Origin of the sequence: Haloquadratum walsbyi J07HQW2 (assembly GCF_000415985.1) — an archaeon.
GTDB classification, from domain to species: domain Archaea; phylum Halobacteriota; class Halobacteria; order Halobacteriales; family Haloferacaceae; genus Haloquadratum; species Haloquadratum walsbyi_B.
This window is the reverse complement of the sequence record NZ_KE356561.1, coordinates 643,969-656,541: the sequence shown is the minus strand read 5'-3', so window position 1 is coordinate 656,541 and position 12,573 is coordinate 643,969. Positions and strand designations below refer to the sequence as shown.

Here is a 12,573-nt window from a genome sequence, read left to right as displayed (position 1 = left end):
TATTATTGGGATATGTATAAGATAGTGGCTGAAACACTGATCAAGCCCTCTCGTATACGAGTTTAGCTGTTGTTGCCGCACTGGTTGGTGGTGTAGTCGCTGTCTATCGACCTCCTGATCCCCAAATGGAAAGCAACGTGCAACATTTAGCCGCCGGCGTGGTCTTCGCTGCAGTCGCGGCTGAGTTGCTTCCCGATATTCATAATAAATCACCAACAGTGGTCGTCTCCGGATTTGCGATTGGTATCGTCACTATGCTTGGCATTCACCGACTCAGCAAAGCTATCGAGAAGCGAGATATTGGCGGCAACTTTGCAGGCGCTGCAGGTCTCATCATCACGATTGCCATCGACATGCTTATCGACGGCGTGCTTATCGGTGTCACTTTTATTGAGGAGACAACTACAGGAGTTATCATTGCCCTGGCGCTCGCAATCGAGGTACTATTCCTTGGGGTAGCTGCTGTCGTTGCGTTGCCAGAGGAGATGAGGAACATTCAGAAGATGGCTGTGCCGGCGACGTTTGGAGCGTTGATGACTGTTGGGGTCACCGTTGGTGTGCTCACGCTTGAGGGAGCGGCTGAAGCTACGATTGCAGTCGTCCTTGCCTTTGGTGCAGCGGCATTATTGTATCTTGTAACCGAGGAACTGTTGGTAAAAGCCGGCAAAGTACCACAGACGCCTGTTTCGACAACGCTGTTTTTTGTCGGCTTCCTCACGATATTTTTACTCGACATTATCGGGTAATATCGAGTGCCGTGATCAAATGATAACTTCAGTCTCCATTCAGAATAATATATTTCGTTGAAAGAATGTAGATTACAATTTCTAAGCAAGCTGATATATGTGAAATCTCTTGTCAGCGATTATTGAGAAGCCACACAATGGCGAATCACTCTCTGTGATAAGTGATAGACAATTGAGTAGCTGATACGGTTCCGTAGCGGTCAGAGAGTGATGCATCAAAAAGTCGAGATCCCCGTTGCCGGGTCAGAACCGAATCTGATATTTATGACGTGCAGCCACCGGCATCAATAGAGTTAGCGAGTACATCTAAGACCGAGCAAAACGAATTAAATTTTTCTCACAGCTGATATTGCTGATAGAAGAGTGAATACTCCGCCGATCCCCATAGCTACGAGTGGAGCGTTTGATGTTTTATTCCGCAAGAATGCATCATTCGGTTCGTCTGGTTCAATATATGCAGTCGTTTCTGTTCCCTGTTCGTAACTTTTGACTGCGGACTCGGCGGCTGATCGTGTTTCAAACTTTTGTTCAAAATCTGCTGGATATATTTTTGTGCCAGTGTATTCTGTTCCGCTATATGTATATTCGAATTCAACGGTCGGTTCGTACTCTGTGTCCGGATTTGAGGATGTCCTGCGATCTGTCTCAATAGTGAGTTCTGTGATAGTAGCATCAACTTGTACTGAGTCTCGAACTGCCTCAGTTTGTTGGATATAGTCATACCCTCCATAACTGGCGATAGCAAGACCAATCATGATGTACAGTGCTGCCCCTGCCAAGCTGTCGGGACCATCTATGTTGAACCCTGAATCATCGTCCATCAATGTCAGCCTCCTGTAAATACACGATATTTGACAATAACCAAGCGTCTCTGATGGATGCGCGTGACTGCAGATAATTCCTCAGACTCAAAAAATTATGTTGGGAACGAGCGAGTAGATTTGTCAGCTCACCAGTGTATCGATCGAGTGACTGGCAGCGCTCTTGGAGGGTATGGCACACGGAAAACCTTCTATCAAGAAGCTACTAAAATCTGTATACGGTCACTATCGTGATAGGTACGTTCGCCATTTTCGTTACAGGTGAGAGAGAGGATATTGTGCTGATTACTGCCCCTTTATTTACTCAATCATAATATGATTTTATACCCGCGCACCACATTCACCACAGCGTCTGAAACCGATCACTGGTCGAGAATATTATGAAATATTCACGCAGCAACAGGAACCAGTAATAGTTGCAGGTTACCATGACATTGATCAATAACTAACAGTGGTTAGTTCTCTTGAGAAATTAAATATCCACAATTTATACACCTATTACCGAGTACACCGGTATTTATTCCTTCAAATCTGTGTATACTTTTTGTATAGCATCAAAATGAAACCAACAGTGGTTACATACTCGAGGTATTAGTTGGATGCGACCGTTGCAGCAACCATCGCCGTTTAATCACTAACAGGCATGTTTAAAAATATGTCAGTAGATATCGCGCACGAGTATTTCACATGGAAACTGGTACAAGACGTCGCCGAGGAACATGGATTTTTCCAACAAGAAAATGTTGATCCAGACTTCGATTACTTTGCGCCTGGCACACAGGACTTCTCAGAGATGGGAGACAACGCTAAAGACGCTGACTGGTGGGAAGATCTCGATAATCAGGGACAGACACATGGTGTCTGTGAGTGGAACGCAGTGCAGGAGTCATCAGAAACAGATCGCCAGATTGTCGGCTCTTACAGCGAGTGGGATCGCGTGTTGTTCTCCTCAGTCGATTCCGGAACGACGACATTAGAGGATCTCCGGAATAGCTCTATCGGTATCAACAAGTATGCTACGTCGTTTTACTCAATCCGCGAGATGCTCCAGTCAGAGGGGTTCGACGATGATGAGATTGTACTCGAACATATCGGATCGGCTGAAGAACGGTTCGAGGCAGTGAAGAATGGCGAAGTTGATTCAATTGGCGTTCTCGAACCATATGTGACGCTGGGTCGATACGATGACGAATTAGAAGAAGTCTACGAAGGACCATGTCGTGCAGCACTAGTGGCACCGCCAGAAGCCGATCCTGAACAGGTCACCGCATTCCGGAATGCGCTCAACCGAGCTGTCGAGGAGATCAACAACAATCTCGAAACCTATCGCGACCAATACATTGATCTGCTCGAGGCAGAGGCAGAGGACGATCCTGAAACGTTCGCTGATGTCGATATTGATGAGCTTCGCGAGGAATTCGAACTTCGAAACTTCCTCCCAGTTCGTGCTCCCGACGAAGAGCGGATTGAGAATACAGCTGAGTGGATGGACGATGCCGGATACGTCGAAGATCAAGACGATATCGAGACAATCGAAGGCGATCAAAAAGAAGCACCAGCATCTGACTGAGGGTTATGATTCGAGCTCGCATTCAAGCTGTATTTGACCGAGTCAGAACTGCTACTGACGGATCATCACCCGCGTCTGACGTCGGGTCAGAAGCTGGAGATGAGGGTCATGTCCAGAACCGAGTGCAAACTGGGAGTACAAATAGCCAAAATCGAGGTTCCGACCAGACCGTGCTGACACCCTCCGCGAGACGTCCAACTGATACCGCAGTGACAATCGAGTCGCTCGATAAATCCTACGGCGATACACAGGTGTTCTCTGATCTCGATTTGACGATTGAAGACGGAGACTTCGTTTGTCTTCTCGGACAGAGCGGCTGTGGAAAAACAACACTTCTACACATGATTGCGGGACTTGAGTCCCGCGACGGGGGTCAGATACAATTCCATGGAGAGCCGGTCCGCGGTCCTGATTACCGGCGTGGCGTCGTTTTTCAGGATCCACACTTGTATCCGTGGTTGTCAGTGCGAAAAAACATCAGTATCGGACCGCGACTGCGCGGAGTCGAACCTGACCAGCAGTATGTTTCAGAATTAATTGACATGGTGGGACTATCTGAGGTAGAGGACGCTGATATCAGTAGTCTTTCGGGTGGAATGGCCCAGCGCGTGTCCCTGGCTCGAACGCTTGCGAACGACCCAGAACTTCTGTTACTTGATGAACCGTTCAGCGCGCTTGATGAGCTGACGAAGATGCAACTTCAGGATGAACTCACACAGATCATAGACCAACTTGGATTGACCGCGGTGTTTGTGACTCACGATATCGAGGAAGCAGTGTATCTCGGTGATCGTGTTGTCGTTCTCGGCGAGGAGTCAACAGGTGTCAAAGGAATCGAACGTGTCACTGATGCGGGACGAGCCCGCGATAATCACGAATCAATGGAGCGTCGCCGCGATGTGTTTCAGCTACTCGGAACTAACTACGAATGAACGATAATGATACACCTGACGAGACGACCGATACCTCAAGTTCTCCCCGCCACGATTCCGTGACGGGACATACACACAATCATGATCAGATCGAAGTCCCAGATGAGATGTCGAACCACGATTTCCGTGCGTTCGTGATGGGGGATGGCTGGCAGAATCCATCTGATAAGGCCCGAACAGAGGGTATCTCCCGCCGAGAGTTCATGCGTGAATCCGGACTTGCGGGGCTCACCGCTGGTGCTGCGGCGACTGCCGGCTGCCTTGGTAGTAGTAGTGGTGGTAGTGGTGATAGTGGGACTCTCACGGCTGATATCGGATATCTGCCTATCACTGACGCCGCGCCACTTCTGACAGGATACGCGAATGACCATTTCGCTGATCATGGGATTCAGGCAAATGAACCAACGTTATTTCGTGGGTGGTCTGATCTTGCAGAGGCATTTCTCTCAGATCAGGTAAATGTCGCACACTTCCTTATGCCGATGACATTGTGGATGCGCTACGGCAACGAACTGAGTGCCGACGTCAATGTTGTTGCATGGGATCACACTGACGGGTCAGCACTGACTGTCCAGCCGGATATCGACGATTGGGCTGATCTTGGGGGCGGTAAGATAGCTGTCCCATTCTGGTATTCGATTCATAATGTCGTTCTCCAGTTGGGGCTTCGACAGCATGGGCTCACTCCTCGGACGAACACCTCTGGTGAGGAATTGGCTGACGACGAGGTGAATCTCGTTGTGACACCACCACCAGATATGCCTGCTGCGCTCGCAAACGGCTCTATTGAGGGGTATATAGTTGCTGAACCGTTCAACGCAATTGGTGAACTCGAAGCTGACGGTAAGATTCTTCGCTTCACTGGCGATATCTGGAAGCAACACGCCTGCTGTGTGATCACAATGAAAGAACAACTCGTGAATGAGCGTCCAGATTGGGCCGCCAATGTTGTCAGCGGGATCGTCGATGCACAGCAATGGCTCCGCGGTCATCGATCAGACGCAGCAACTCTCCTTTCGACCGACGATACAGGGTTGTATCCGCAAGGACCTGAACCTATTAACCGCGCTCTGACGCTATACGACGATCATGATCAGTATATCGACTCTGGAGCAATTCAAAATACTGACTGGGACAGTAGCCGAATTGGATTTTACCCATATCCGTACCCGTCATATACAAAAGAGTTGACTCGCCAGATGCGCGACACGCGAGTCGAAGGCGATTCGGGATTCCTCGAAGAGATTTCCCCAGAATTTGTTGCAGACGATCTTGTTGCGTACGACCCGGTTGAAACGGCACTTGAACGAGCCGGCGGTCCGCCGGCGTTCGACGTAGAGGAAGAAAATGGCTACGAAAGAAGAGAGACAATACAGTTCTGAGGTCGGTGAAGAAGCCGGAAAAATCCTGCCGTTGGCCGGACTCGGTGGGGGGCTCATTGCTTGGTATCTTGTGACTACCCTGTCGAGTGGGGTCATCACGAACTTCCACCCAGCAGACACGTTCATGGTATTGACGGAACTGTTGAGTACTCAGTCTTTCTATGCTGAGCACATATATATTAGCCTGTATCGATTCGGCATTTCGCTGGTGTTATGTGTTTCTGTTGGAATTCCCCTTGGAATTCTGGTTGGATTCTTTACACCCGCTGAACGAGCCGCAACCGTCCTGTTGCAGTTCATGCGAATGATCTCACCATTGGCGTGGTTCCCGATCGCAATCATCGTGTTCGGCGTGGGTACCGGTTCGTCAGTATTTGTGATGTTCATGGCAGGCGTCTGGCCCATATTGCTCAATACTGCCCACGGGATCTCCACGATTGACGAAGATTGGGTCACTGTTGCCGAGTCATTAGGCGGCGACACGCGTAGCATCATCCAGCGTATCGTCGTCCCCGGAGTCGTCCCTGATATACTCACTGGATTGCGCTTAGCCGTCGGGATTCTCTGGATCATTCTCGTTCCTGCAGAGATGCTTGGGGTCAACTCTGGGCTGGGCTATTACATCCTAGACGCCCGTGATCGATTTGCGTATGCCGAGATTCCCGCGGTGATGTTAATCATCGGATTCATTGGCTACTGGCTTGATCTCGGAATCCGGTGGCTTCACACTCGTCGGACTTCTGCCTGAAGAGCCATTTCTGAGGGTTCTAGATGTCATATTCAATATCATAATATTACCCAAACAACTTACCATCGGAATTAAGATAGCCAACGGTATCAACGAAAGTACTAGTACTAGTACTCGCACTTCTCATGGAATTATCTCGGAAGTCCTAATTAGATCACACATACACGACGTGATTTTCTATTTCTACGTCTTAGATGTTAACGATTGATTATTTTGGAGCGTTACGATTCATGGATATTAAAACGTCCCTCTACATATCTCGCTCTGATGGGTACGCTCACTAAACTGTTCGACCCGGATCGGGTCGCGGTCGTCGGCGCGACGACCCGCGAAGGCGCGGTCGGTCGGGCCGTCACGTCGAATCTGCTCGCGGATTTTGACGGTGAGACGGTCCCGGTCAACCCGAATTATGACGAGGTACTCGATACTCCCTGTGTGACCTCCATTGACGACGCAAATGCGGATATTGCCGTTGTCGTCGTGCCGCCATCAATCGTGTTAGACGCCATTGAGGCGTGTGGCGAGGCGGGGACGCAAAACGTCGTTGTGATCACTGCTGGGTTTGGCGAGACTGGCGAAGATGGCGCCGCACGCGAACAGCGACTTGCCGACCTCGCCGAAGAATACAATCTCAACGTTGTTGGGCCAAACAGCCTCGGCATTATATCGACGCCTTCGGGCATGAATGCTACCTTTGGTCCAGAAAATGCATTATCCGGTGGTCTTTCATTTATGAGTCAGTCAGGCGCGTTCGTCACGGCGGTCCTCGACTGGGCTAATGACAACGGTGTTGGGTTCAAAGATGTCGTTTCACTCGGTAACAAAGCGGTCTTAGATGAAACCGACTTCGTTGATCACTGGGGCGGTGACCCGGAAACAGATGTAATAATCGGCTATCTTGAGGGGATTACTGACGGACGGGAGTTCATCGAAACCGCCCGTGAGACGGCGCGTGATACCCCGATTGTAGCCGTTAAGTCCGGTCGCACAAGTGCTGGTGCACAGGCTGCCTCCTCACATACGGGCACACTTGCCGGCTCAGAAAAGGCCTATGAGGCTGGACTCGATCAAGCCGGTGTCATTCGGGCGGAGTCAGTTGACGACCTCTTTGATGCGGCGGGTATCTTGGGCAGTCAACCGCTTCCAGACACCGACAGCATCGCTATCGTCACTAACGCCGGTGGACCTGGTGTCATGGCAACTGATGCGGTCGGCGACGCTGGTCTCAACCTGGCGTCGTTTGCCCCCAAGACGACGGATGCGCTTCGTGAATCGATGCCGGCAGAAGCAAACATTCACAATCCGGTTGACGTCATCGGCGACGCTGATGTTGACCGGTTTGGTAAGGCTCTTGAAATCGCTCTTGCAGACGACCATGTAGGGGCTGCGCTTGTGTTGGCGGCGCCGACAGCCACAATCGATTTTGATGCTCTTGGGGACACAGTCCGTGAGACGGTCGAGACAACAGATGCCCCAGTAGCCGCATGTTTGATGGGCGGCGATCGTACTCGGGAACCGACTCGAAAGCTCCAGAAAGCGGGAATTCCCTGTTATTTTGACCCCGCACGCGGAATCGACAGTCTTGCAACGCTTGCGGAATACCGCGATATCCGTCAACGTGAATATGCTGACCCCATGTCGTTCGACGTTGACCGCGAGCGCGCACGCGAAGTGCTTGAGACTGTCCACGACCGCGATGATAATCGACTTGGTGTTGAGGCGATGGAACTGCTTGATGCGTATGGAATCACTACTCCCGCTGGCTCCATCGTCGACTCTCCGAGTCGTGCAGCTGCAGTGGCTGCCGACGTAGACGGCGATGTCGTAATGAAGATTGTCTCGCCAGATATCCTACATAAATCTGATATCGGTGGGGTTGCCGTCGGAGTAGCGACCGCAGACGTCGCCGACACGTACGAAACCCTGATAACTCGGGCGCGCAACTATCAGCCCAATGCGACGATCCTCGGTGTCCAGGTTCAAGAGATGGTCGACCTCGATGCCGGCGTCGAAACAATTGTTGGCATGAATCGTGACCCGCAGTTCGGTCCACTACTGATGTTCGGGCTTGGCGGGATATTCGTGGAAGTGATGGAAGACACAACGTTTCGTGTTGCGCCCGTCTCTGAGCCCGAAGCCCACGAGATGACCCGCGAGATACAGTCTGCACCTCTCCTGCGCGGTGCTCGCGGTCGTGACCCAGTCGATGTCGACGCCATCGTTGACACAATCGGTCGACTTTCACAACTCGTCACGGACTTCCCTGCGATCGTCGAACTCGATATCAACCCACTCGTTGCACTGCCCGACGCCGATGGTGAGGCGAACGCCGCCGCTGTCGACGTCAGATTAACCGTTGACCCGGAGATCCTTGATTAATGACAGACACAACTACGACACTCATTACCGCGACCGGAGAAAGCGTTGGAAAGACTGCAATCACCCTGGCGTTCGCACGACTCGCCACAGCCGGCGATCAGGATGTTGGCTATATGAAACCGAAAGGCACCCGGCTTCAGTCGAATGTCGGTAAGACACTTGACCAAGATCCGATGCTCGCTCGTGAGATGCTCGGCTTGGACGCCGAGATGCATCAAATGGAGCCGGTTGTCTACTCGCCCACATTCGCCGAGGGTGTGATCCGCGGCACAGAAGACACCGGTGCGCTCCGTGATCGGATTGCAACCTCATTCGAGACACTTGCAGATGGACGCGATCACGTGTTCGTCGAAGGCGGTGAGTGGCGAACCGGCGGTGTCGTTGAGCTAACTGACCCGGATGTGGCGGAACTGTTGGACGCCCGGGTTATCCTCGTTGCCGAGTATGAGTCGCCTAAAGACCTCGATGCGGTGCTCGCGGCTGCCGACGCATTCGGTGATCGACTCGCCGGTGTCGTGTTCAACAAGGTTGCTGACGCCGCCTATGACTCGCTTGGTCAGGACGGGATCCCGTTCTTAAAATCCCGTGGAGTAGCCGTCTTCGGAGCGCTCCCTCGCGAGAAAGAGCTTGCAGGCGTCACCGTGTCAGCGCTTGCTGACGAACTTGGCGCAGACGCTCTCACTGAGGGTTCGACTGACGTCTTTGTTGAGCGCTTCCTTGTCGGTGCGATGGGTGGTGATGAAGCGCTCCGGTACTTCCGTCGTGCCCGCGACACGGTCGTAATCACTGGCGGTGATCGCGCGGATGTCCAGACCGCGGCGCTCGGTGCGTCAGGTGTGAAGTGCCTCCTTCTTACCGGGGGACACCGACCATCTGGTGCAGTGCTTGGTCGGGCGGCAGAAGCTGACACAGCTGTGCTTGCGGTCAACACCAATACTGCAACCGCAATCGATAGAGTCGAGTCCTTGATTCAGGGTGGTCGAACCAGTGATGCCCGTACCGTCGACCGCATGGCGAAGTTACTGGACGCGCATGTCGACGTCGACGCCGTAATCTGACGGGCTGGTCGTCAGCATTGACCGATCCTACTGGAGTTGCACTCACACAGATGCACGGAGGAAGCCCACGACTTTACTCGTGGGTAACTGACACGTCGTAATCGGATGAAACTGAAAGGCAACTCTAGCTGAGAGTCAGTGGTTATACAATTAGAATACCGTATCAAGATGCTCCGAAGACCGCTCCTAACAGTATCAGTGCATTATACATGAAATACTCTATGGCAGCCGTTTGCGCGAAAGCAGGAAGCAACGATAGCATTAATGTACTATTACTACTAACATGAATTGTGCGTATTGTACACAACTATGAACATATTCATCACTTCAAACTTTGCTGAATCTGGTGTTGAGCGACTAACAGAACTAGGATTTGATGTTACATTCGATCCAATTGAGAACCGTGACGGGCGGATGCCGGTGGACACACTGACACAACGCTTGGACGGTGTCGAGATCTTTATCTCTGGGTTTGAGGGTGTGCCAGCTGAACTCATGGATGCTGCCGATGATCTCAAATTAATCGCCTGTCCACGGGGTGGTCCTGAAGCCAGCGTGGATATCAGTGCCGCAACTGATCGCGGAATTCCTGTTTTGCACGCACCGGGCAGAAACGCAGAGACTGTTGCTGACCATACAATGGGATTACTGTTGGCTGCAACGAGGAATATTGCACAAGCTCATCATCGATTACGGATGGGCAGAGATACTGGCACCCCACAAGAAGACGCCGCAGCAGGTGGAGAGCGTGAGGACGTGACATGGGGAATTGGCTCTGAATCGCCATACACAACGCTTCGGGGACCAGAGCTTCGCGGTCGGACAATCGGCATTGTTGGTTTTAGCCGGATTGGACGGCGGGTCGCCAAACGAGCCGGTGACGGATTTGGGATGGATGTAGTTGCGTATGACCCGTTCGTTGACCACGTCGAGATGGAACCATTCCAGGTCGATAAAGTGACAGATGTTCAATCATTATGTCAACAGAGTGATGTGGTCAGTCTGCATGCCGCAGTTGCACCAGGGTCACGCAATATGATTGGTCCCGCAGAGTTCGCGGCAATGCCTGATAATGGATACTTCGTCAACACGGCACGGGCTGCGCTCATCGAAGACGGCGCATTACTTGAAGCACTCAGGACTGACGAAATACAAGCTGCAGCACTCGATGTGTACCCTGAAGAGCCAATCGCCGAAGATGACCCACTGCTAGATATGGAAAATGTCGTTACAACACCACATATCGCCTCAGCGTCACAAGATGTCATCGAGCGGCACAGTGAACTGACTGTGAACGATATTGAAGCGCTCGTCAATGATGAGCGACCCATGCACGTTGTCAATCCTGAGACACTAACAGAGTTCACGCTCTGAGTATGGAGGTAATCCGACGTATATATGGACTTGATCATCGTGTCAATTACTCATATTAATCGCTACTATTGTGACTGAGAATGCGGATGGCAGATCATCCGCTGTATGAGTATATCACATGAAGAACTATCGACGCCATGATCGTTGTAAGTTCTCAATATTCCTTTAGCTCCAGGGCAAATCCAACATTTAATTGAAAATCTCCGGCGCCTAGTTTGAGTGTCTGTTTCGTCATCGTCACTAACACACCTGTTCGTTCTCGCCAATACACAGATCTTAAATGCTTTTTTGCTATGAGCTCCGAATGCATCCTCGTTGAAATTCGCAGCCACATCGACGGTGAAGATAGCCCCAGGATGCTCGCATCAATAGCCGAACCCGAGTATCCGTACTCAATTAATCAACTCATTTCGCACACTGCAGCAAGATCCTACGCTCCAATGGGTTATACATCAGTATCATTATTATCGTCTCCATCAGGTGAATCTGGTGTAACTGGCACTGGGTCAAAATCAGTATCAATGTCTAAGCTCATGTGCTCTTGAACAAACTCGTGTGTGCGTTTTTCGAGTTCATCTGTATCATACTCTGCCGTCATTTCAATCGCCTGCACCCATTCTCCGTCTTCTTCAGAGAATGCGACTGTGGTGCCGTGTTCTTCGGTTACATGAATCAGACTGTATACACGCAGCGCCTCATACACATGTAGGAAATCACCGGCTTCATCGATCTCATCGAACGGCGCCAGCGTGTCATCTGGAAACACCTTCATTGTAGTCAACGGTGAGACCTCTCCTGAGTCGACCAGTGCCTCTACTTCATCCACCTCAGGAGGTTTGAGCGGACGGTTAGGGAGCGAGTCAATCATCTGCATTCTCCCGTGAATCATCCATCAGTTCATATAATTTAGTGTACACCTTCCGCACGTATCCGTGCTCTGTCATTCGAGCGAATATATCCGGCGCGTATTGGAACGAATATGCTGTTCCATCACTAGCGTATGATGCTGTCATATAATCATCTGCTGGTGACGAAAACACCACTTCACCCGATAGATTCAATCCATCTGAGTTTAGCATTAGATCAGTCTTTATTGAACTCATATTCTATGATATGTGGAAACGGATTGTAACGCTTAGGTTTGTGCTCTTAGAGTTTAGCTGTTGATTTGTATGAATGCGTGTTACCCAACAGCTCGGTGAGGTACTATCTGTAACAAGGAGAGAATCCCGGCGTTCACGCCGGGCGTGAATCCGACATGAATCTGTCGCAAACACTTATGAGACACCTACCGGATATTCTCACATCGGTAGCAGTAAATAAGACAACACCCCACACTATGTATGGCGATTAAGGTCACTCGTACCTACGTTGGTCATATCACAAACCAGCAACAGGTGCGAGATGATCTGCATTCGCTCGGGGATGCTGCCTCGAAAATCTGGAACGTCGCACGGTGGACAGCCGACCGTGTGTGGGATGCAATCGGTGAGATACCTGACGGAGCCTCACTCAAGCATATATGAAAACCCGCAAATGCTGGAGACCTCAACGCCTTCTCAA

General features: G+C 51.0%; 12 protein-coding genes. 9 read left to right on the top strand and 3 right to left on the bottom strand.

The features are described from left to right. The first annotated feature begins 125 nt into the window (after positions 1-125). The gene (locus tag J07HQW2_RS03035) at positions 126-746 is read left to right on the top strand and encodes a ZIP family metal transporter (RefSeq protein WP_021053844.1); all 621 of its coding nucleotides are present in this window, start codon (positions 126-128) and stop codon (positions 744-746) included. Positions 747-1,072: 326 nt separating this feature from the next. Here J07HQW2_RS03035 and J07HQW2_RS03030 read toward each other — a convergent pair whose 3' ends face one another. Beyond that, a complete protein-coding gene (locus J07HQW2_RS03030) occupies positions 1,073-1,567 on the bottom strand; it encodes a DUF3592 domain-containing protein (RefSeq protein ID WP_021053843.1) in 495 nt (164 codons plus the stop codon). Positions 1,568-2,222: 655 nt separating this feature from the next. Between J07HQW2_RS03030 and J07HQW2_RS03025 the strand changes: the two genes are divergently transcribed. The 7 genes from J07HQW2_RS03025 (at position 2,223) to J07HQW2_RS02995 (ending at position 11,010) form a co-directional block, all read left to right on the top strand. Then, entirely contained in the window at positions 2,223-3,137 is a 915-nt protein-coding gene (locus tag J07HQW2_RS03025; protein WP_021053841.1) for an ABC transporter substrate-binding protein, read from the top strand. 5 nt (positions 3,138-3,142) lie between these two features. Beyond that, positions 3,143-4,069 carry an ABC transporter ATP-binding protein gene (locus J07HQW2_RS03020; RefSeq protein WP_021053840.1) on the top strand — a complete coding sequence of 309 codons (927 nt, stop codon included), beginning with the start codon at positions 3,143-3,145 and terminating at the stop codon, positions 4,067-4,069. Then, complete coding sequence (locus tag J07HQW2_RS03015) at positions 4,066-5,451, top strand: ABC transporter substrate-binding protein (RefSeq protein ID WP_021053839.1); 1,386 nt, start codon at positions 4,066-4,068, stop codon at positions 5,449-5,451. Before J07HQW2_RS03020 ends, J07HQW2_RS03015 begins: the two co-directional genes overlap by 4 nt. Then, positions 5,417-6,199 (top strand): ABC transporter permease, encoded by a 783-nt coding sequence (locus tag J07HQW2_RS03010; RefSeq protein ID WP_021053838.1) that lies wholly within the window; start codon positions 5,417-5,419, stop codon positions 6,197-6,199. The genes J07HQW2_RS03015 and J07HQW2_RS03010 overlap by 35 nt, the downstream gene beginning before the upstream one ends. Positions 6,200-6,466: 267 nt before the next feature. Continuing rightward, a complete protein-coding gene (locus tag J07HQW2_RS03005; protein WP_021053837.1) occupies positions 6,467-8,578 on the top strand; it encodes an acetate--CoA ligase family protein in 2,112 nt (703 codons plus the stop codon). Beyond that, positions 8,578-9,636, top strand: coding sequence for a phosphotransacetylase family protein (locus tag J07HQW2_RS03000; protein WP_021053836.1), 1,059 nt, complete (start codon positions 8,578-8,580; stop codon positions 9,634-9,636). Before J07HQW2_RS03005 ends, J07HQW2_RS03000 begins: the two co-directional genes overlap by 1 nt. Positions 9,637-9,945: 309 nt before the next feature. Continuing rightward, positions 9,946-11,010, top strand: coding sequence for a 2-hydroxyacid dehydrogenase (locus J07HQW2_RS02995; protein WP_021053835.1), 1,065 nt, complete (start codon positions 9,946-9,948; stop codon positions 11,008-11,010). 445 nt (positions 11,011-11,455) lie between these two features. On the opposite strand, the gene J07HQW2_RS02990 is transcribed toward J07HQW2_RS02995, so the two are convergent. Further along, positions 11,456-11,878, bottom strand: a complete 423-nt coding sequence (locus J07HQW2_RS02990) for a hypothetical protein (RefSeq protein WP_048075436.1) — start codon at positions 11,876-11,878, stop codon at positions 11,456-11,458. Continuing rightward, complete coding sequence (locus J07HQW2_RS02985) at positions 11,871-12,113, bottom strand: hypothetical protein (RefSeq protein ID WP_021053833.1); 243 nt, start codon at positions 12,111-12,113, stop codon at positions 11,871-11,873. Before J07HQW2_RS02985 ends, J07HQW2_RS02990 begins: the two co-directional genes overlap by 8 nt. Positions 12,114-12,353: 240 nt before the next feature. On the opposite strand from J07HQW2_RS02985, the gene J07HQW2_RS02980 reads away from it, so the two are divergent. Further along, positions 12,354-12,536, top strand: a complete 183-nt coding sequence (locus tag J07HQW2_RS02980; protein ID WP_021053832.1) for a hypothetical protein — start codon at positions 12,354-12,356, stop codon at positions 12,534-12,536. Positions 12,537-12,573: the final 37 nt, after the last annotated feature.